This is a genomic window from Isoptericola sp. NPDC058082, from assembly GCF_042885055.1.
GTDB lineage: Bacteria > Actinomycetota > Actinomycetes > Actinomycetales > Cellulomonadaceae > Isoptericola.
In genome coordinates, this window is record NZ_JBHVSQ010000007.1 from 182,117 (window position 1) to 201,073 (window position 18,957).

Sequence of the window (18,957 nt, forward strand, 5' to 3'; positions counted from 1 at the left end):
CGCGCGAGCGTAGCGGCTGCTCAGCCCGCGAGGAGCGCGGGCAGCTCGAGGAGGGAGTCGACGACGGTCGCGCGCGCCGCCTCGGGGCGCTCGGCGTGCAGGAAGCCCCACGGGCCGCGCCGGACCAGGATCGGCACCATCCCGGCGTCGGCGGCGGGCAGGACGTCGTTGTCGAGCCGGTCGCCGACGTACGCGATCTCGGTGGCGGGCACGCCGGTGAGCTCGGCGACCTTCGCGAAGAACTCCGGTGCGGGCTTCTGCACGCCCCACTCGTCGGAGGTGCGGATCGCGTCGACAGGCAGATCCATCGCCTCGAGCGCGGCGCGCGCCTGGGGCGGCTGGTTCCCCGCGACGACGACGGCGAGCCCGGCGGCGCGCAGCGCGGCCAGCGCCTCGCGCACGTCGGGGTAGAGGTCGTCGGCGTCGAAGTTCTCCCGCAGGCCGGTCGGGTCGTCCGTCGCCCACCGCTCGATCTCGGCGGGGACGTCGAGGTCCGGTCGCACCATCTCGAACGCGTGCCGGTGCGACAGGTCGAGGGCCGCGCACCCGCCGAGGATCCCCAGGAACGTCAGTGCGGGCACCCCCAGGCGGTCGGCCCAGCGGGTCCAGATCCGGGTCTCGTCGATGAGGGTCTCGCCGACGTCGAACACCACCGCACGCACCATGCCGCGACCCTATCGGTCGTCGTGCGCGCGGGCGGGGGACAGCCGCTTGTCAGCCTCCGTCCAGTTGCGGCGGCTATCGTGCGGAGCATGGCCGAACCGCGCGAAGCACAGGCAGTCCCCGTGACGCTGTCGACCGCCTCGGTGTACCCACGTCGCGCGGCGTTCGCGTTCGAGGTCGCGGCCGAGCTCGGGTACGACGGCGTCGAGGTCATGGTGTGGTCCGACCCCGCCACGCAGGACCCCGCGGCGCTGCGGCGCCTCTCCGACGAGCACGGCATGCCGATCCGCTCCGTGCACGCGCCGACGCTCCTGGTCAGCCAGCGGGTGTGGGGCCGGTCGCCGGCCGACAAGCTGCGCCGCGCCGTCGACATGGCGGGCGAGCTCGGGGCCCCGACCGTCGTGGTGCACCCGCCGTTCCGGTGGCAGTACAAGTACGCACGGCAGTTCCAGGACCTCGTCCACGAGCTCAACGAGGCCAGCGTCCACGAGGCCGACGGCGTCACCGTCGCCGTGGAGAACATGTACCCGTGGAAGCCGCGCTCCCGCGGCGACCGGGAGCTCAAGGCCTACCTGCCCGGATGGGACCCCGCGGACCACGACTACGACGCCGTGACCCTCGACCTCTCCCATGCGGCGATCGCCCACCAGGACGGGCTGGCGCTGGTGCACGGCTTCGGCGACAAGCTGCGGCACGTGCACCTCGCCGACGGGACGGCGTCGGGCCGCGACGAGCACATGGTGCCCGGCCGCGGCGACATGGCGTGCGACAAGGTGCTGGAGGAGCTGGCGCGACGCGACTACGCGGGCGACGTCGTCGTCGAGATCTCGACGCGCAAGGCGCGCACCGCGAGCGAGCGGCACGCCGACCTGCAGGCGGCGCTGAAGTTCGCGCGGGCGCACCTCGCGCCGGTGCCGGAGCCGTACCAGCCGCCCCCGCCGGAGCACCACCACCTGCCCGCCGACGCCTGGTAGGCCGCCGGGCAGGCGGGGGACGGCGGCCGGGCGGAGCTCTCAGGCCGCGGCGACGCGGGCGCCGACGGCGCGCAGCACGAACGCCTCCGTGGCGCGGATCGCGCGCTCGCGCGCGGCGGGGTCGTCCGGGATGAGCCGGCCCGACAGGCACGCGTTGACCAGCTGCACGGTCGGTTCGATGTCCTGCTCGGGGAACTCTCCCTCCGCGATCCCCGCGCGCAGGATGCGCTTGAGGATGGACTCCACGATCTCCGCGTGCTCGCGCAGCCGCGCCTGGGTGGTGCGCGACAGCACGGTGCGCAGGTCCGGGCCGGGGGCGAGGTGGAAGACGCGGGTGAGCTGAGCCTGCTGGCGGATGTACGTCCGGAGCTGTTCGACGGGATCGTCCACCTCGGCGAGGGCCCGCTCCAGGGTCTGTGCGTACTGCTCGGTCTCGTGGGTGATGAACCCCAGCAGCAGCGCTTCCTTGTCGGGGAAGTGGTTGTAGACCGCGGTGCGACCGACGCCGGCCGCCGTCGCGATGTCGGCCAGCGTCACGGAGTCGAACCCCCGCTCGGACATCAGCGTCGAGAGGGCGGTGAACAGCTTGTGCCGGGTCATCTGGCGGTGCTCGTGCAGGCTCTTCCCGATGATCTTGGGCATGCTGACATCATAGGCATCCGTTGTCAGCACCTCGGGACGCTAGGGTTCCGGTGTGACCGACCCCACCGCACAGCCGGACGGCATCGTCCCGGACACCAAGGACTGGACCTGGGTGCTCGAGCGCCCCTGTCCCGAGTGCGGCTTCTCGGCCGCGGGCGTGGAGCCGTCGGACGTCGGCCAGGCCGTGCGCGGGACGCTGCCCCGCTGGCGCGCCGCCCTCGGCCGCCCCGACGTCGCCGAGCGGCCCCGTCCCGACGTGTGGTCCACGCTCGAGTACGGCGCCCACGTGCGCGACGTCTTCCGGATCTTCGACGAGCGCCTCGCGCTGATGCTCGCCGAGGACGACCCGGCGTTCGCGAACTGGGACCAGGACGTCGCGGCGCTCGAGGGCGACTACGCCCACCAGGACGTCGCGACCCTGGTCGCCGAGCTCGACGCCGACGGCGCGGCCGTCGCCGCGGCGTTCGACGCCGTCGCGCCCGGCGAGGCGGAGCGCACCGGCCGCCGGTCCAACGGCTCGGTCTTCACCGTCCGCACGCTGGGGCGGTACTTCCTGCACGACGTGGTGCACCACCTGCACGACGTGCGCGCCTGACGGACGGCACCGCCCGCGCGTCTCCGCAGGTCACACGTTCGCAACACGGTCGTGACACGGGGGTGACGGTGCGACCGGTACGGTCCGCGCCATGGCCTCCGTCCCGGCGCTCGTCCCCGCGGAGCACACCTCCGACCACGTGCTCGTCGTGCCGCGCCCGGCCGACGACGGCGTCGGGCCGAGCCACGACGTGCCCGGGTTGGCGGCGGCCTGGTTCGACGACGTCCGCTGGCTGAGCGAACCGTCCACCGCGGCGCCCGCCCGGCCCGCGGGCGGGGCGCGGTTCCACGGCGTGCGGGCCGCGGCCCGGCCCGCCGCCGGCGTGCTGCGGCTCGGCGAGGAGCACCGCGCCACGGGGCCCTTCCCGCTCGACGCCGACGCGGCGGCGGCGCTGGGGTGCGCGCACCCGGCGGAGGCCTGGGCGCTGGGCCGCGCGGACGGCGCGCTCGACGTCCGGGGCGGCCGGCCCGCCGTGCACGACGACCGCGACGGGATCGCACGGGCGTTCGCCGCGGCGCTGCCCGTGGGGGAGGAGCTGCGGCTCGTCGGCTGGGCGGTCGCGGTGGCCCGGCGCACCTCGGGGCTGCTGCTCGCCGACGGACGGCAGGTGCTGCGCCCCGACCCCGGCGCCTCCGTCGACCTCTCGGTCCGGCCGGCGCGGCCGGTGCCCGCCGGGGAGCTGCTCGAGGTGGTGCGGGCCGTGGTCGCCACCGCCACGCTCGCGGCCGTGCCGGGTGGCCCCGGCCACCGGGTGCTGGCCCGGACCGCGTACGACGGCGACCTGGTGGTCACCCAGGAGGCGGCGGGCGGGCTGCCGCGCGCGCTCGAGACCCGGTCGTGGCCCGACGGGGCTCCCGCGACCGTCGTCCGCCTGGAGTGGCGGCCGCAGGACCCGTACGAGCTCCAGGTCTCCGACCCGTCGGGCCTGCACGTCATCGCCCGGGACCGGGCGCGGGCCCTGTTGGCGAGGGTCGCGACCCTGCTGCTCGGCCGGGCCGGCGGCGCCGTCCTCGACGACGCGGGGTTCGAGGTGACGGCCCGTGAGCTGGAGCTGCGCCGCGCGAGCCCGACCCCGGGGTCGCGCGCCTGGGTGTGAGGAGCGTCGTCCACAGCCGCTGTCCACAGCCTCTGTCCACAGGGCGGGGTGGACGGTGACCGCCTTCCCGTGGTCCCTCACCTGCGACGTTCCACCGTGGAACGGTGTGCGGTGGGCTCACGTCGGTCGTGCGGAGGTGCGGGGCCGGACGGACCGAACCCCCGCGGGAACCGCGAGATCCTGCGGATCGTGCGTCGAGCCGGGCGGGGCGGCGCCGGGCCTGTCGCGGGCGGCGCGGCGACCCGGCGGGCGGGTGGGGCGTGTCGCGCCCGGCGCGTCGTCCACAAATTTCTTCCACAGGGCTGTGGGTGACGTGGGGATTCCGCGGGTCGCCCTGTGGACGAGCCTGTGGCCGGAGGATCCACCCGGAAAACCTGCTCCACACCCCTTGCACCGCACCCGTAGCAGGTCTAGAAACGTGCGTACCGGTCTTGCGGAGATCGGGTCGACGATCACCCGAGAGGGCGGCCGCCTGCCCGCTCCACGGGACACGGTCGACCGGAGAACGACGGGCCGTCCCGTACCGCGGTGCGGGTTGTGGGTGACGACACAGGTGCCTGTACGGGGCCGGAAGACCACCCGCGTCCGGCTGTTCGTGGAGAACGGGTTCTGCAGAGGCGACGACGCACCAGGCCTCGACGGGACACGGCGAGCGGTCGGGGTCGTGACGTCGCCACGGCACCCCTGGTCCCCGGGACCGTCGATCAGGGGTACGCGGTTCTCTCCGAGGCCCCCCGGCCGCCCCGGGGGGCCTCGGCATTTCCCGGGTCCTGGGTTCGCCGGCCGCACCGCGCGGCCTACGCTCGGGCCATGAGCAACCTCGAGACGCGTCCCGCCGAGCGCACCTGCACCGCCGGCGACCGCCCGGCCGGCGTCGAGCTGCTGACCGCCCGCGACGTCCCCCTCGGCGGTCCCCGCGCGATGAACGTGCGGCGCACCATCCCGCAGCGGCAGCGGTCCCTCGTGGGTGCCTGGTGCTTCTGCGACCACTACGGGCCGGACGACGTGTCGACGTCGGCGGGGATGCAGGTGCCGCCGCACCCGCACATCGGGCTGCAGACCGTCTCGTGGCTGTTCGCGGGCGAGATCCTGCACCGCGACTCGGTGGGGTCCCTGCAGACGGTGCGGCCCGGGGAGCTCAACCTCATGACCGCGGGCGTCGGCATCTCGCACTCGGAGGAGTCGCCCGCGGAGGGCCGCCCGCCCCGGCTGCACGGCGTCCAGCTGTGGACGGTGCTGCCCGAGGCCGACCGCACGTCCGAGCCGCACTTCGAGCACCACGGCGACCTGCCCGTGGCGACCGCGGACGGCGCGCGCGTGCAGGTGTTCATGGGCGAGCTCGAGGTCGCGGGGGAGCGGCTCGTGTCCCCGGCCCGCACGTACACGCCGCTCGTCGGCGCCCAGCTCGACCTGCCCGCGGGCGGGAGCGTCACGCTGGGGACCGCCCCGGGCTTCGAGCACGCCCTGCTCGTCGACGCCGGTGACGCCCGCCTCGAGGGCGAGGTCGTACCGCCCGCCGAGCTCGGCTACGTGGCCCCCGGCCGCGACCGGCTCGTCGTGACGGCGGGCGCCTCGCCCGTGCGCGCCGTCCTCATCGGCGGGGAGCCGTTCACCGAGGACGTCGTCATGTGGTGGAACTTCGTGGGGCGCACGCACGACGACGTGGCGCGGGCCCGCGCGGACTGGATGGCGCAGGTCGCCGACTCCGGCGAGGGCACCCCGACGCGGTACGCCGACGGCGCCGCGGGCCGCCGGTTCGGCGAGGTGCACGGCTACGCGAGCGGGCCGCTGCGCGCGCCGGTGCTGCCCGACGTGCGGCTGCGCCCGCGCACCCGGCGCTGACGGCGCGGTTCAGGCCCGGGGGAACGTCACCCGCACGGTGGCGACGCCGGCGGACGAGGAGCGCACGGTGAGCCGCATCGCGCCGGAGCGGGTCGTGAACGACGACCCCTCGCGCAGGGTCGACCGCCGGGCGGACTCCTTGCCCATCGGCACGATCAGGTGCTCGCCGGGATAGGCCCAGGTCGAGCCCCGCCACCCGAGACGGCTCACCGTGACGCCGTACGAGACCGTGTAGTTGCCCGCCGCCCGCCACGGCATGCCGCCGAGGCGCCGGTACGTGGCCCCGGACGGGCGCCGGAGCTCCACGTAGTAGTACTGCCCCGTCTTCGGGTCGACGGCGCGCAGCAGGGTGGGGCGGCTGGTGGTCCGGTGCCGGGCGTCGAGCGTGACGGTGCGGGCGCCGCCCTTCTTCGTGACGGTCACGATGTCGGACGCCGGGAGCACGCCGAGGCGCTTCTTCTGCGCGCCGGACAGCGGGGCGGTGCCGACCGCGGCGAAGTCGGCGCCCATGAGGTCCATCGGGTCGAGCCCCTCGACCGCGCCGCAGCGGGAGGACGTGAAGGTCCGGTCCGGGACGCTCCCCGTGCACCAGCCGACGCCCGAGTGCTCCAGGCCCATGTTGTGGCCGAGCTCGTGCGCCAGCGTGGACACCGCCGTCCGGTACTGGGGGTGCGTGAACCGGGAGCTGCGGGTCGCGCCGCCCGGGCCGCCGAACAGGGAGAACGACCAGCCGCCGGGGTTGTCCCGGCTCGCCTTGCTCGGCAGCGAGCCGAGCCCGAGCGTGCCGCCGCACGTCTCCGACTCGCGCGGGCCGCCGGGGTAGTCGCCCCGCAGGTACGGGAAGAGCACCACGAGGTGCTCGCGCGTGCCCGGGCCGCGCGTCGTGGAGTCCATCCAGTCGGCGCCGTAGTGCGCTCGCCCGCCGCGCTTCACCTGCGTGAGGATGCGACCGGTCGTGGTGCACCGGCCGTCGCCGGTCTCGACGCGCTTCACGGCCGAGGAGCGCACGAACCGGACCCGCCCGCCCGACTGCGTCGACCAGTACGTCGACACCTTGGCGAGCAGGGCGTCGACGTCGGCGTCCCGGATCAGCCGCGACGCCCGGGTCTTCGACATCCAGCGCGGCGTCGCGACCGCGACGTCCACCCGGTGCACCCTGCGGTCCGTCTGTGCGGCGGCGGTACGCGCGAGGTCCGGCCGGGTGACGGACGACTGCCAGCGGACCGTGTCGTCGACCACGTCGTCCGGCACCGTGTCGTCGATGCCGGGGGCCTGGGGGAGGGCCTGGGCGGGGGCGTGGGCGACGGCGCTCGGGACGGCGCCCGACGCGGCCGGGGCGCCGACGGCCGCGAGCGGCTCCGCGAGCAGCGCGGCGGTGACGAGGGCGACGACGGTGATCGCGCGTGCCTGCATGGTTCCCCCTGGGCTCCGGATGCGCGCCGGGAGGGCGCGATCGGCCCCAGAAGCGTAGGCACCCACCCTGCGGTGCCGCCCACCGGAGCGGGGGTGACGTGGGCCGGCCGGCGGGTGAAATCGTCGCCCGGGGCGCTCACCCGAGGCGCAGCTCGACCACCGGCACGACCCGGAGCCAGTCCGTCTCGCCCCGCTCGCGGGCGAGGGGCTCGGCCCACTCGGCGAGGACCGGGCCGAGCGTCGCCCAAGGGCCGGGGTGCGCGGCGGTGTACGCGCGCAGGATCGCGGCGCCCTCGTCCGGAGCGAGCACGACGGCGCGGGACCGGACGTCGAGCCGCGTGCCGATCGACACGAGCACGCGCGGGTCGGCCCGCACGTTGCGGAACCACTGCGACCGCGGTCCGAGTCCGGCGACGACGACGGCGCGGTCCGGCCCCGGCCGCGCGACGACCTCGAGCACGACGTACCGCCGCTCCCCGCTGCGGCGTCCGCGGTGCTGCATCATCAGCAACCGGCCCCCGGCGAGGAAGCCGAGACCCGCACGGAACATCCCGATCGGGGCGCGGACGAACCAGCGGGTGCGCAGCAGCCGGGACGCGAGGCTCATGCCCGCGAACGTATCGGCGCCGGCGGTCGTCGTCCCGTCGGCGCGGCACCCCGCGCTCGGTCCGGGGACGACGAAGGCCCGGACCGAACGGTCCGGGCCTCGTGATGGAGCGGGTGACGGGAATCGAACCCGCGCTGTCAGCTTGGGAAGCTGAAGTTCTACCATTGAACTACACCCGCGTAGCAGCACCTGACGGTGTGCGCGCCCCGATCATACCCAACCGGGGGTGATGCTCCGAACCGGTGGCCGGCACGCCGCGGACGGCGTGCCGGCGGCGGCGTCAGAGCGGACGGATGTCCGAGGCCTGGAGACCCTTGGGACCCTGGGTGACCTCGAACTCGACCTGCTGGCCCTCGGCGAGGGTGCGGAAGCCGCTGGCCGAGATCGCGCTGTAGTGCGCGAACACGTCGGCGGTGCCGTCGGAGGGGGCGATGAAGCCGAACCCCTTCTCCTCGTTGAACCACTTCACAGTTCCGGTGGTCATGGTGTCTTCTCTCGTTGATGCGACGGACCCGCGAACCGGGGTCCGGTCGTCGCACCCGGACGGGTGCGGACGGTGTGGGCGCGGGCTCGGCGAGCGCGCGGGGTGCCGTGGCGGGACGGGGCGTGGAGCCCCGTCGCCTGGGCAAGCGTGGGGACGACGGCGACGGGCCGCGAGAAGCGGTCGTGCACGTGGTAGCCGTCCGGGAGTCGGGTGATCATGCCCCCGTACTCGCCGTCGACCGTCGCGACCCACAGGTCGTCGTCGGCCCGGCGCCACACGGGGGTAGGTCGGGTGCTGCCCTCTGCCGCGGATGCGGATGCGGACGTGGGCCTGGCGATGGTGGAAGAAGTGATGCTCTCTGCTCTGCTCTCGCTCCGCGTGACGTCGGTGTTCGGTTCGTCGGGCGGAGATCGTCGTGGACGGCGGGACTGCCGTCTGCGCGCGGACCTGGCTTCGATGCGAGGTACCGAAGAGTGCCGGGGTCGGATCCCGCGGCATGCGCGGCACCCAGGGTACACGACGACGCGGCGTGCCCCGTCATCGGGACGACGGGGCACGCGCCCGCCGACCCGACTACCGTGTCCCCGTGCTGCTCTCCGACCGCGACATCCGGGCCGAGCTCGACGCCGGGCGGGTCGTCCTCGACCCCTACGACCCGGCGATGCTCCAGCCCTCCAGCATCGACGTCCGCCTCGACCGGTACTTCCGGCTGTTCGACAACCACAAGTACCCGTTCATCGACCCGTCGCAGGAGCAGCCCGAGCTCACGCGGCTCGTCGAGGTGTCGCCCGACGAGCCGTTCGTGCTGCACCCGGGCGAGTTCGTGCTGGGCTCCACGTTCGAGTCGGTCACGCTGCCGGACGACGTCGCGGCGCGGCTGGAGGGCAAGTCGTCGCTGGGCCGGCTGGGTCTGCTCACGCACAGCACGGCCGGGTTCATCGATCCGGGCTTCTCCGGGCACGTCACCCTGGAGCTGAGCAACGTCGCGACGCTGCCGATCACGCTGTGGCCGGGCATGAAGATCGGCCAGATGTGCTTCTTCCGCCTGTCGTCCCCGGCGGAGCACCCGTACGGCTCGGACGCGTACGGCTCGCGGTACCAGGGGCAGCGCGGGCCGACGGCCAGCCGGTCGTGGCAGTCGTTCCACCGGAGCGACGTCTGAGCGCCGCGCGCGGCCGCGGCACCGGGGCGCCTGACGGGGCGTTCCGCGACGGGGCGGGACGTCGCTACGCTCGGTCCCGCCGCGCCGGCACCGGCGCGCCCCGGTCCCGGAAGGAGCTCCGCCAAGTGGCCCAGAACCAGCCCGCCCTGCCGCCGTTGCCCCAGGTGGCGGCACAGGGTCACCAGGCGCGTCACCTGCTGGGTGTGCCGTCGGACGTCGTGGTCGACGAGATCGAGGTCCTCGCGATGTCGCGCTTCGTGGGCACGCGCTGGGACGTGGTCCCCGAGGACCTGCCCGGCGCGGACGTCCCCGTGGGCCGGATGGCGAACCCGGGGGAGCCGGGCGTGCTGCGGCTGTCGCGGCATAGCGTCGTCTCCGGCCCGTACGCGCCGTCGGGCAAGGGGGTCGACGCGGGCCTGCCCGGTGGCACCGCGATGGTCTTCGACGTCGTGTGCCCGCGCGAGCGCTGGGACGACGCGGCCCGCCTCGGCGGCGACCGGGACGGCCTCGGGCGGGCGTTCCCCGCGGCGCTGCCGAACCGCGAGGAGGAGCGGGTCGTCGCCTGGCTGCTCCAGGCGGCGCGCCGCCTCGGCGGCTCGGTGCGGCTCGACGTCGCGGGCACCTGGGACGACGCGGACGGTGGCCGGCGCGCGACGGGCCCGGGCGTGGTGCTGACCCCCGACCCCGACCGGGCCGTCGACCTCACCGTCTACTCCGACATCTGGCTGGACCCGCAGGCCGCGCACCGCGTGCTGCAGGCCACGCACCCGCGGGTCCGGCTCGCGACGGAGGGCAAGCCGTACCAGGGCCCGCCCGCCGGGATCGCGGACCGGCCCCTGTACCCGGGGGAGCCGCTCGACCCCGAGGTGCGCAAGGCGATCCACGAGCGCGCGGACGACGTCGACATCGAGGCGCTGCAGGCGCCGATGGTGCTCGACGCCTACGGCCTGACGACCGACCTCGGCCTCGACGGCTCCGTCACCGTGGAGGTGATCGGCGACGAGACCCTGCCCCTGCTGGTGCGCGAGCTGCCGTGGGCCGCCTCGGGCGCCGTCTGCTACCACGTGCGCTGGGACCCGCCGGACCTGTTCGAGGCGAACCAGGAGTTCCCGCAGGCGGCGCACGTCGTCGCCCGGCGGCGCGCCGCCGACCTCGTCGGGAAGATGGCGGTGGCGATCCACGCCGCCGTGGGCGGCGAGATCGCGGACGAGGCGGACTTCCTGCTGGCCCCCGAGGACCTGTAGTCCCTGCGTCCGGTCCCGGGGTCGAGCGACCCAGGTCACACCGACCTGTCACCTCGTCAGGGTCGGACCATCGCCCGATGCCGGTAAAGTAAAGCCGACGCCCCGCCCCTCGACCGGACGGAGTGCTGTGCTCTCAGTGCTGCTCTTCACCTTCCTGCTGGCCCTCGCGGCGCCGGCTCTGGTGGCGTGGGTGGGCAGGAGAGCCTTCTGGCTGCTGGCCCTCGGGCCCGCCTCCGCCGCTGCGTACGCGCTGGCGATGACCCCCCGGGTGACCGCGGGCGACTTCCCCACCACCGAGGTCCCCTGGGTGCCCGGGCTGCACCTGTCGATCACCCTGCAGCTCGACACGCTCGCGTGGTTCATGCTGCTCGTGGTCGGCGGCGTCGGCGCCCTGGTGCTGCTCTACTGCTCCGCCTACTTCGCCCGCGACGCCCTCGGGCTCGGCCGGTTCGCCGCCGTGCTCACGGCGTTCGCCGCCGCCATGGTCGGCCTCGTCGTCGCCGACGACCTGCTGCTCCTGTTCGTGTTCTGGGAGCTCACCACCGTCTTCTCCTACCTCCTGATCGGCCACTACGCGGACCGCAAGGCCTCCCGCCGGGCGGCCATGCAGGCGATCGTCGTGACGACGGCGGGCGGCCTGGCCATGCTCGTCGGGCTCATCATCCTCGGCGTCGTGGGCGACTCCTGGCGGGTCTCCGAGCTGGTCGCGAACCCGCCGTCGGGCACCGCGGTCACCTGGGCGGCGGTGTGCCTCCTCGCGGGCGCCGCCACGAAGTCCGCGCTCATCCCGTTCCACTTCTGGCTCCCCGCGGCGATGGCGGCCCCGACGCCGGTGTCCGCCTACCTGCACGCGGCGGCCATGGTCAAGGCGGGCGTCTACCTCGTGGCGCGCTTCGCCCCGGCGTTCGCCGACCTGCCCGTCTGGCGCTGGCTGGTGCTGGTCCTGGGCGGCGGCACCCTGCTGCTGGGCGGCTACCAGGCGCTGCGGCAGCACGACCTCAAGCTCGTCCTCGCGTTCGGCACCGTCTCCCAGCTCGGCCTGATCGTGCTGCTCCTGGGGCTCGGGAGCAAGGCGCTGGCGCTCGCCGGCCTCGCGATGCTCGGGGCGCACGCCATGTTCAAGGCCGCGCTGTTCCTCGTCGTCGGCGCGGTCGACGTCGCCACCGGCACCCGCGACCTGCGCAAGCTGTCCGGGCTGTGGCGCACGATGCCGTTCACCGCCGTCGCGGGCGTGCTCGCCACGGCCTCGATGATCGGCTTCCCGCCGTTCGCCGGGTACGTCGCCAAGGAGGCCGCCCTCGAGGGGCTGTGGCACGACGTCACGCACGGCGCCGGCGCCGTCGAGTGGATCGCCCTCCTCGCGGTGGTCGTCGGGTCGGCGCTCACCGTCGCCTACGGGCTGCGGTTCGCGTGGGGCGCGTTCGGCACCAAGCGGCGTCCGGGCGTCGCCGCGGCCGGCGTCCCGGCCACGACCCGCGACGCCGCGGCGGAGCCCGCGCCCGCGACGCCGGTGCGCCGCCAGCCGTGGCTGCTCGTCACCCCGCCCCTCGTGCTCGCGGTGCTCGGCCTGGCGGTGGCGCTCGTGCCGGCGACCGGGGAGCGGCTGCTCGCCCCGTACGCGGACCGCTACCCGGGCGGCGAGCCGGGCCACCTGACCCTGTGGGGCGGCTTCACGCCGGTCCTCGCCCTCACCGTGCTGGTGCTGCTCGCCGGCGCCGTCCTCTTCTGGCAGCGCGCCCGCGTGGAGAAGGCCCAGGACTTCCTGTGGTCCCCGCGCTCCGCCGAGGTCACCTACCGGCGCACCATGCGCCGGCTGGACGACCTCGCGGCCGACGTCACCGCCGCCACCCAGCGCGGTTCGCTGCCCGTCTACCTCGGCGTGATCCTCGTGGTCCTCGCCGTCGCGCCGGGCACCGTCATCGCGTCCGGGCTGCTCAACGGCCATCCGCGGACGGAGCTCGTGCTGTGGGACCGGCCCGCCGACGCGGCGGTCGTCGCGGTCGTCGTCGTCGCCTGCGTGCTCGCCGCCCGCGCGCGTCGGCGCCTCAAGGCCGTCGTCCTGGTGGGTGTCGCCGGGTACGCCAACGCGACCCTGTTCATGCTGCACGGCGCCCCCGACCTCGCCCTCACGCAGGTGCTGTGCGAGACGATCACGCTGGTCGTCATGGTGCTGGTGCTGCGGCGCATGCCCCCGTACTTCACGGACCGGCCGCTCGCCGCCAGCCGCTGGCTGCGGCTCGCGCTGGCCGTGGTGACCGGCGTCGTCATGATGGCGTTCACCGTCGCCGCGCCGCTGGTGCGCGTCGCCGAGCCGATCAGCACCCACTTCCCCGACGAGGCCTACACGTGGGGCGGCGGCAAGAACATCGTCAACGTGACCCTGGTCGACATCCGCGCCTGGGACACCGTCGGCGAGATCTCCGTGCTGCTCGTCGCGGCGACGGGCGTCGCCTCGCTCATCTTCCTGCGGCAGCGCAGCGGCGAGGTGCTGCGGCTGTCCCGCGTGGACGAGGTCAGCCGGTCCGACCCGCACACGCGCCGCGTGTGGCTCGCCGCGGGCAGCACGCTGGAGCCGGAGCGCCGGTCCGTCCTGTTCGAGGTCGTCACCCGCGTGATCTTCCACGCCATGATCGTGTTCGCCCTGTTCCTGCTGTTCAGCGGGCACAACGCGCCCGGCGGCGGCTTCGCGGCGGGGCTCGTGGTGGGCATCGCGTTCGCCGTGCGGTACCTCGCGGGCGGGCGGTACGAGCTGGGCGAGGCGGCGCCGATCAACCCCGGTGTGCTGCTCGGCACCGGCCTGTTCCTCTCCGCCGGCGTGGGCCTCGCGACGCTCGTCGGCGGCCAGGAGGTGCTGCAGAGCACGATCCGCAACCTGAGCATCCCCGTCCTCGGGGAGGTGCACCTCGTGACCTCCCTGTTCTTCGACATCGGCGTGATGCTCGTCGTGGTCGGCCTCGTGCTCGACCTGCTGCGCACGCTGGGCGCCGAGATCGACCGCCAGGACCCCCGACCCGCACGTGAGGAGGTCGAGGTCTGATGGTCGTCCTCGAGAACACCCCGCCGGCCATCCTGGTGCTGGCCATCGGCGTGCTGTTCGCCACCGGCGTCTACCTGCTGCTGGAGCGCCCGCTCACCCGGGTGCTGCTCGGCTTCGTGCTCATCGGCAACGGCGTCAACCTCATGCTGCTGGTCATGGGCGGCCGGTCGGGAGCGTCGCCCATCATCGGCAACGCCCCGGACGGCGTGCGCATGAGCGACCCGCTCGCGCAGGCGATGGTGCTCACCTCGATCGTCATCACCCTCGCGCTCACCGCGTTCGTGCTGGCCATGGCCTACCGGTCGTGGCAGCTGCACGGCCACGACGAGGTCGCGGACGACGTCGAGGACCGGCGCGTCGCCCGGCACGCGGCGCTCAACGCCCCCGCGTTCGAGGACGCGGACGACACCGAGCCCGACCGGACGCTCGACGAGGAGGCCGCCGACGTGTACGACGACGTCGACGACAGCGACGGCGACGGCGACGGTCACCGGGCCCCTCACGGCGCCGCCGGCCACAAGGAGCGCCCCTGATGCCCTGGGACTCCGCCACGCTGGTGCCGCTGCCCGTCATGCTGCCGCTCTTCGCGGCCGGCCTGACGCTCGCCCTGCACCGGTACGCCCGCGTGCAGCGCATCATCAGCGTCACCGCGCTCGCCGCCGCGCTCGCCGCGTCCGTCGGGCTGCTCGTCGCCGCGGACGGCGGGCCGATCGTCGTCGAGGTCGGCAGCTGGGCCGTGCCGGTCGGCATCGACCTGGTGGCCGACCGCATCTCCGCCGTGATGCTCACCGTCTCGTTCGTGATGCTGCTGTGCGTGCTCCTGTACTCCCTGGGGCAGGGCGTGCCCGAGGGGGAGGACGACCCGGGCACCACGCGCGGCGACATGATCCCCGTCGCGATCTTCCACCCGACGTTCCTCATCCTGGCCGCCGGCGTCGCGAACGCGTTCCTCACCGGCGACCTGTTCAACCTCTACGTCGGGTTCGAGATCCTGCTCGCGTCGTCCGCGGTGCTGCTCACCCTGGGTGGCACGGCCGAGCGCATCCGCGCCGGGTCGGTGTACATCATCGTCACGCTGGTCTCCTCGCTGCTCTTCCTCACCGCGATCGCGCTGATCTACGGCGCGACCGGCACGGTGAACATGGCGCAGCTCGCCGAGCGGCTGCCGGAGATCGACCCGACCGTGCGCACGGCGCTGCAGCTCCTGCTGCTGCTCGCGTTCGGCATCAAGGCCGCCATCTTCCCGCTGTCCGCGTGGCTGCCGGACTCCTACCCGACGGCGCCCGCGCCGGTCACCGCCGTGTTCGCGGGCCTGCTCACCAAGGTGGGCGTGTACTCCATCCTGCGCACGCAGACCCTGCTGTTCCCGGACAACCCCACCGTGGACCAGGTGCTCATGGTGCTGGCGCTGCTCACGATGGTCATCGGGATCCTGGGCGCCGTCGCGCAGAACGACGTCAAACGTCTGCTGTCGTTCACCCTGGTCAGCCACATCGGCTACATGATCTTCGGCATCGCGCTCGCCACCGAGGCGGGCACGGCGGCGGCCATCTACTACGTGGTGCACCACATCTCCGTCCAGACGGCGCTGTTCCTCGTCGTGGGGCTCGTCGAGTGGCGGGGCGGGTCGACGTCGCTCGACCGGCTGGGCGGGCTCGCCAAGCTCGCGCCGGGGCTCGCGGTGCTGTTCTTCGTGCCCGCGCTCAACCTGGCGGGCATCCCGCCGCTGTCCGGGTTCCTCGGCAAGGTCGGCCTGCTCACGGAGGGCGCGACCGTGGGGACCGGGCTCGCGTGGGTGCTCGTCGTCGGGTCGGTCGTGACGTCGTTGCTCACCCTGTACGCGGTGGTCAAGGCGTGGAACAAGGCGTTCTGGCAGGCGCCGTCGGAGGAGATCGAGTCCGACGTGCCGCTGCCCCGCGGGATGGTGCTGCCCACCGGCGCGCTCGTCGCGTTCGGCCTGCTGCTCACCGTCGCCGCCGGCCCGCTGTACGGCTATGCGGAGCGCGCCGCCACCGCGTCGATGGACGGCCACAGCTACGTGGACGCGGTCTTCCCCGACGGCGCGGACCGCGGCCGCGGCGAGTCGGTCGTCGTGGGCGACGACACCGACGCCGACGCGGACCAGGGAGGTGGGCACGGATGAGCCCGCAGTCGCGCCGACCCGCCCACCTGCTGCGCCGGCTGGGCTCGCAGTGGCACGCGCTCGTGCTGCTCACCGCCGTGTGGGTGCTCCTGTGGGGCGACCTGTCGTGGGCGAACGTCATCGCGGGTGCCGTGATCGCGAGCGCCGTGCTGACGTTGTTCCCGCTGCCGGCCATCGACATGCAGGGCACCGTGCGACCGTGGCGGGCCGTCGTGCTCGTGGCGCGGTTCGTCGCCGACCTGTTCGTCGCCTCCTTCGAGGTGGCGTGGAAGGCCGTCCGGCCGGGCCCGGCGCCGCACGGCGCCATCGTCGCCGTCCGGCTGCGCAACCCCGAGGACGCCTACCTCACCATCACGGCGGTGATGTCGTCGCTGGTGCCGGGGTCGCTGGTCGTCGAGGCGCGCCGCAGCACCGGCGTCGTCTACCTGCACGTGCTCGACATCGACGGCTCCGGCGGCGCGGAGGCCGTGCGCCGCGACACGCTGGCGCTCGAGGAGCGGGTGCTGCGCGCGTTCGCGAGCGACGCCGTGCTGGCCCGGTGCGGACTGGCACCCGGTGACGCCGCCGCGGCCCTCGACGCCGCGGCGACGCCGCCGTCCGGGCGAGGGAGGGGGGACGCATGATGCTCGCCGCCGTGATCGCGGCCGCCGTGCTCGTGGCCGTCGCCGCGCTGCTCGCGCTCGTGCGGGTGGAGCGGGGTCCGTCGATGCTCGACCGGGCCGTCGCGCTGGACACCCTGACCGTCACGCTCGTGTGCGCCATCGCGATCGAGGCGATCTGGTCGCGGCGCACGGAGACCATCCCGATCCTCGTCGCGCTGTCGATGGTCGGCTTCGTGGGCTCCGTGACGATGGCCCGGTTCGCCGCGAAGGAGCCCGAGGACGAGGGCCGCGTGCGGACGCCCGAGGAGGTCGCCGCCCAGGCGCGTGCCGCGGACGTGCCGCGGGGCGAGCAGCGGGACGGCGCGCGCGCCATCGATGCCGAGGACGACGCCGAGAGCGCGGGAGGTGCGCCGAGATGACCCACGTCGACCCGGGTGTGTGGACGACGGTCGCCGACACCGTCGCCGCGGTGTGCCTGCTCGCCGGGGCGTTCCTGACGCTCGGCGCGGGGCTGGGCCTCGTGCGCTTCCCGTCCCTGCTGGCCCGCATGCACACCGTCACCAAGCCGCAGGTGCTCGGCCTCATCCTCCTGCTCACGGCGCTCGCGCTGAGGGTGCGCAGCTGGTCGGCCGTCGCGATGCTCGTGCTCGTCGTGGCGTTCCAGCTCGTCACGTCGCCCGTCGCCGCGCACATGGTCGGCCGGGCCGGGTTCCGCACGGGCAAGGTCGACCCCGAGGACCTGCGTCCCAACGAGTTCGGCGAGCCCGACTGACCCACGGCTGGTAGACCGGGCGCATGGCCCCTGCCGAGCCCGGACCCGATCGCGAGCCCGACCACGTCGCCGCGCCGGACCCTTCCGCGACGCCGGACCCGTTCGAGGCGCTGAGCCGCCCGGCCGACACCGAGCCGGGCGCCGCGCCGCCGGAACCCCTCGCGAGCCCGCGCGTCGTGCAGGACGCGCACGCCGGCGGCGAGAGTACCGTCACCGTGATCATCGCGTTCGCCGCCAACGCGTTCGTCGCCGTCGCGAAGTCCGTGGCCGCCACCATCACCGGGTCGGCGTCCATGCTCGCGGAGGCCGTGCACTCCTGGGCGGACACCGGGAACGAGATCTTCCTGCTCGTCGCCGACCGCCGCTCCCGCCGTCCCGCCGACCGCGAGCACCCGCTCGGCTTCGGCCGCGAGGCCTACGTGTGGTCGATGTTCGCCGCGATCGGGCTGTTCGCCGTCGGTGCCGGCGTGTCCATCACGCACGGCATCCAGGAGCTGGTGCACCCCGAGCCCGCGAGCGACTTCGGCGTCGCGTACGCCGTGCTCGGCCTCGCGTTCGTGCTCGAGGGCTTCTCGTTCCTCCAGGCAAGCCGGCAGGCGCGCGCCGAGGCGAAGAAGGCCGAGCACGACGTGCTGCACCACGTGCTCGTCACCTCCGACCCGACGCTGCGCGCCGTCTACGCGGAGGACGCCGCGGCCCTCGTCGGCCTCGTCGTCGCGTTCGGGGGCGTGCTCGCGCACCAGCTCACGGGGTCGCCGGTGCCCGACGCCGTCGGCTCGATCGTCGTCGGCGTCGTGCTCGCCGTCGTCTCCCTCGTGCTCGTGGACCGCAACCGGCGGTTCCTCGTCGGGGAGGCCGCCCGGCCCGAGACGCGGGCCGCCGTGCTCGCGCACCTCGTGACGATGCCGCAGGTGGAGCGGGTCACCTACCTGCGGCTCGAGTACGTGGGGCCGAGGTCGCTGTACCTCGTGGCCAGCGTCGACCTCAGCGGTAACGAGCCGGAGGAGACGGTCGCGCGGCGCCTGGACGACCTGGAGCGGGCGGCGACGCGGGTCCCCGTCATCGCCGGTGCGGTGTTCACCGTGTCCACGCCCGAGGAGCCCTCGCTCTGACCGGCCCCGGCCCCGGGATCAGCCCGCGTGCCGCGCCTCGTGGGCGAGCAGGCTGCGCTTGACGTCCAGGCCGTACCGGAAGCCGCCCAGGCTGCCGTCGGTGCGCAGCACCCGGTGGCACGGCACGAACAGGGCGGCGGCGTTCATCGCGCACGCGCCCGCGGCCGCGCGGACCGCGGCGGGACGGCCGGACAGCTCCGCGTACCGCGTGTAGGTGACGGGGTCGCCGGCGTCGACGGTGCGCAGCACGTCCCACGCGTGCGCGCGGTACGGGCCGGAGACCTGGCGGACGGGGACGGCGTCGATCGCGTGCACGTCGCCGGCGTAGTAGGCGCGCACCGCCGCGACGGCGCCGGCCACCGCGGGGTCGTCGTCGGGCACGGTCGTGGTGGCCGTGGGCCGGACGTCGGGGTGGACGAGGCCGACCAGGGAGTCGGCGTCCGTCGTCCAGCCCGACGCGAGGACCGTGCCGTCCGGGTCGACGACGACGGTGAACGGGCCGTCGGGGGTGCTCAGGGTGGTGGTGCGGGCGGTGGGGACGGTGGTCGTGGCGGTCATCGGAACCTCCG

19 protein-coding genes and 1 tRNA gene are annotated in these 18,957 nt (G+C 74.5%); 13 read left to right on the forward strand and 7 right to left on the reverse strand.

Features of this window, described 5'->3' with window-relative positions; translation table 11 throughout:
- Window positions 1–20 precede the first annotated feature (20 nt).
- Window positions 21–665 (reverse strand): HAD family hydrolase, encoded by a 645-nt coding sequence (locus ACFVS0_RS12085; RefSeq protein WP_430551669.1) that lies wholly within the window; start codon window positions 663–665, stop codon window positions 21–23.
- Between the two features lie 87 nt (window positions 666–752).
- Here ACFVS0_RS12085 and ACFVS0_RS12090 point away from each other — a divergent pair, with 87 nt between their 5' ends.
- Entirely contained in the window at window positions 753–1,637 is an 885-nt protein-coding gene (locus ACFVS0_RS12090; RefSeq protein WP_430551670.1) for a sugar phosphate isomerase/epimerase family protein, read from the forward strand.
- 39 nt (window positions 1,638–1,676) lie between these two features.
- Here ACFVS0_RS12090 and ACFVS0_RS12095 read toward each other — a convergent pair whose 3' ends face one another.
- Window positions 1,677–2,279, reverse strand: a complete 603-nt coding sequence (locus ACFVS0_RS12095) for a TetR/AcrR family transcriptional regulator (protein WP_429735477.1) — start codon at window positions 2,277–2,279, stop codon at window positions 1,677–1,679.
- 52 nt (window positions 2,280–2,331) lie between these two features.
- Here ACFVS0_RS12095 and ACFVS0_RS12100 point away from each other — a divergent pair, with 52 nt between their 5' ends.
- From ACFVS0_RS12100 to ACFVS0_RS12110, 3 genes are all read left to right on the forward strand, one after another.
- On the forward strand, window positions 2,332–2,874 hold the full coding sequence (locus tag ACFVS0_RS12100) for a DinB family protein (RefSeq protein WP_430562785.1): 543 nt from the start codon (window positions 2,332–2,334) through the stop codon (window positions 2,872–2,874).
- 91 nt (window positions 2,875–2,965) lie between these two features.
- Window positions 2,966–3,970 carry a hypothetical protein gene (locus ACFVS0_RS12105; RefSeq protein WP_430588103.1) on the forward strand — a complete coding sequence of 335 codons (1,005 nt, stop codon included), beginning with the start codon at window positions 2,966–2,968 and terminating at the stop codon, window positions 3,968–3,970.
- Window positions 3,971–4,780: 810 nt separating this feature from the next.
- Window positions 4,781–5,812, forward strand: a complete 1,032-nt coding sequence (locus tag ACFVS0_RS12110; protein ID WP_430551673.1) for a pirin family protein — start codon at window positions 4,781–4,783, stop codon at window positions 5,810–5,812.
- A gap of 9 nt (window positions 5,813–5,821) precedes the next feature.
- On the opposite strand, the gene ACFVS0_RS12115 is transcribed toward ACFVS0_RS12110, so the two are convergent.
- The 4 genes from ACFVS0_RS12115 to ACFVS0_RS12130 form a co-directional block, all read right to left on the reverse strand.
- Window positions 5,822–7,225 (reverse strand): hypothetical protein, encoded by a 1,404-nt coding sequence (locus ACFVS0_RS12115; RefSeq protein WP_430588104.1) that lies wholly within the window; start codon window positions 7,223–7,225, stop codon window positions 5,822–5,824.
- 136 nt (window positions 7,226–7,361) lie between these two features.
- On the reverse strand, window positions 7,362–7,832 hold the full coding sequence (locus ACFVS0_RS12120; RefSeq protein ID WP_430562789.1) for a nitroreductase family deazaflavin-dependent oxidoreductase: 471 nt from the start codon (window positions 7,830–7,832) through the stop codon (window positions 7,362–7,364).
- A gap of 105 nt (window positions 7,833–7,937) precedes the next feature.
- A tRNA-Gly gene (locus ACFVS0_RS12125) sits at window positions 7,938–8,011 on the reverse strand.
- 101 nt (window positions 8,012–8,112) lie between these two features.
- Complete coding sequence (locus tag ACFVS0_RS12130; protein WP_430551676.1) at window positions 8,113–8,316, reverse strand: cold-shock protein; 204 nt, start codon at window positions 8,314–8,316, stop codon at window positions 8,113–8,115.
- A gap of 586 nt (window positions 8,317–8,902) precedes the next feature.
- Here ACFVS0_RS12130 and dcd point away from each other — a divergent pair.
- The 9 genes from dcd to ACFVS0_RS12175 all read left to right on the forward strand — a co-directional run bounded on the left by dcd (window position 8,903) and on the right by ACFVS0_RS12175 (window position 18,388).
- A complete protein-coding gene (dcd, locus tag ACFVS0_RS12135) occupies window positions 8,903–9,478 on the forward strand; it encodes a dCTP deaminase (protein WP_430551677.1) in 576 nt (191 codons plus the stop codon).
- Window positions 9,479–9,603: 125 nt separating this feature from the next.
- Window positions 9,604–10,722, forward strand: coding sequence for a hypothetical protein (locus ACFVS0_RS12140; protein ID WP_430588105.1), 1,119 nt, complete (start codon window positions 9,604–9,606; stop codon window positions 10,720–10,722).
- A 127-nt stretch (window positions 10,723–10,849) separates the two neighbouring features.
- Entirely contained in the window at window positions 10,850–13,759 is a 2,910-nt protein-coding gene (locus ACFVS0_RS12145; protein ID WP_430562791.1) for a Na+/H+ antiporter subunit A, read from the forward strand.
- The gene (locus ACFVS0_RS12150) at window positions 13,759–14,292 is read left to right on the forward strand and encodes a Na(+)/H(+) antiporter subunit C (RefSeq protein ID WP_430588106.1); all 534 of its coding nucleotides are present in this window, start codon (window positions 13,759–13,761) and stop codon (window positions 14,290–14,292) included. The genes ACFVS0_RS12145 and ACFVS0_RS12150 overlap by 1 nt, the downstream gene beginning before the upstream one ends.
- Window positions 14,292–15,902, forward strand: coding sequence for a Na+/H+ antiporter subunit D (locus ACFVS0_RS12155; RefSeq protein WP_430551681.1), 1,611 nt, complete (start codon window positions 14,292–14,294; stop codon window positions 15,900–15,902). Before ACFVS0_RS12150 ends, ACFVS0_RS12155 begins: the two co-directional genes overlap by 1 nt.
- Window positions 15,899–16,525, forward strand: a complete 627-nt coding sequence (locus tag ACFVS0_RS12160; protein ID WP_430551682.1) for a Na+/H+ antiporter subunit E — start codon at window positions 15,899–15,901, stop codon at window positions 16,523–16,525. Before ACFVS0_RS12155 ends, ACFVS0_RS12160 begins: the two co-directional genes overlap by 4 nt.
- Window positions 16,522–16,923 carry a monovalent cation/H+ antiporter complex subunit F gene (locus ACFVS0_RS12165; RefSeq protein WP_430562792.1) on the forward strand — a complete coding sequence of 134 codons (402 nt, stop codon included), beginning with the start codon at window positions 16,522–16,524 and terminating at the stop codon, window positions 16,921–16,923. The genes ACFVS0_RS12160 and ACFVS0_RS12165 overlap by 4 nt, the downstream gene beginning before the upstream one ends.
- Complete coding sequence (gene mnhG / locus ACFVS0_RS12170; protein ID WP_430551684.1) at window positions 16,920–17,276, forward strand: monovalent cation/H(+) antiporter subunit G; 357 nt, start codon at window positions 16,920–16,922, stop codon at window positions 17,274–17,276. The genes ACFVS0_RS12165 and mnhG overlap by 4 nt, the downstream gene beginning before the upstream one ends.
- A 23-nt stretch (window positions 17,277–17,299) precedes the next feature.
- Complete coding sequence (locus ACFVS0_RS12175; RefSeq protein ID WP_430588107.1) at window positions 17,300–18,388, forward strand: cation diffusion facilitator family transporter; 1,089 nt, start codon at window positions 17,300–17,302, stop codon at window positions 18,386–18,388.
- Window positions 18,389–18,406: 18 nt separating this feature from the next.
- On the opposite strand, the gene ACFVS0_RS12180 is transcribed toward ACFVS0_RS12175, so the two are convergent.
- Window positions 18,407–18,946 (reverse strand): methylated-DNA--[protein]-cysteine S-methyltransferase, encoded by a 540-nt coding sequence (locus tag ACFVS0_RS12180; protein ID WP_430551686.1) that lies wholly within the window; start codon window positions 18,944–18,946, stop codon window positions 18,407–18,409.
- Window positions 18,947–18,957: the final 11 nt, after the last annotated feature.

Coding starts and splice junctions, on each gene's coding strand:
- ACFVS0_RS12150 (WP_430588106.1), top strand. CDS start 13,759: ATGGTCGTCCTCGAGAACACCCCGCCGGCCATCCTGGTGCTGGCCATC.
- ACFVS0_RS12165 (WP_430562792.1), top strand. CDS start 16,522: ATGATGCTCGCCGCCGTGATCGCGGCCGCCGTGCTCGTGGCCGTCGCC.
- ACFVS0_RS12130 (WP_430551676.1), bottom strand. CDS start 8,316: ATGACCACCGGAACTGTGAAGTGGTTCAACGAGGAGAAGGGGTTCGGC.
- ACFVS0_RS12155 (WP_430551681.1), top strand. CDS start 14,292: ATGCCCTGGGACTCCGCCACGCTGGTGCCGCTGCCCGTCATGCTGCCG.
- ACFVS0_RS12175 (WP_430588107.1), top strand. CDS start 17,300: ATGGCCCCTGCCGAGCCCGGACCCGATCGCGAGCCCGACCACGTCGCC.
- ACFVS0_RS12115 (WP_430588104.1), bottom strand. CDS start 7,225: ATGCAGGCACGCGCGATCACCGTCGTCGCCCTCGTCACCGCCGCGCTG.
- ACFVS0_RS12160 (WP_430551682.1), top strand. CDS start 15,899: ATGAGCCCGCAGTCGCGCCGACCCGCCCACCTGCTGCGCCGGCTGGGC.
- mnhG (WP_430551684.1), top strand. CDS start 16,920: ATGACCCACGTCGACCCGGGTGTGTGGACGACGGTCGCCGACACCGTC.
- ACFVS0_RS12095 (WP_429735477.1), bottom strand. CDS start 2,279: ATGCCCAAGATCATCGGGAAGAGCCTGCACGAGCACCGCCAGATGACC.
- ACFVS0_RS12105 (WP_430588103.1), top strand. CDS start 2,966: ATGGCCTCCGTCCCGGCGCTCGTCCCCGCGGAGCACACCTCCGACCAC.
- ACFVS0_RS12120 (WP_430562789.1), bottom strand. CDS start 7,832: ATGAGCCTCGCGTCCCGGCTGCTGCGCACCCGCTGGTTCGTCCGCGCC.
- ACFVS0_RS12085 (WP_430551669.1), bottom strand. CDS start 665: ATGGTGCGTGCGGTGGTGTTCGACGTCGGCGAGACCCTCATCGACGAG.
- ACFVS0_RS12090 (WP_430551670.1), top strand. CDS start 753: ATGGCCGAACCGCGCGAAGCACAGGCAGTCCCCGTGACGCTGTCGACC.
- ACFVS0_RS12110 (WP_430551673.1), top strand. CDS start 4,781: ATGAGCAACCTCGAGACGCGTCCCGCCGAGCGCACCTGCACCGCCGGC.
- ACFVS0_RS12180 (WP_430551686.1), bottom strand. CDS start 18,946: ATGACCGCCACGACCACCGTCCCCACCGCCCGCACCACCACCCTGAGC.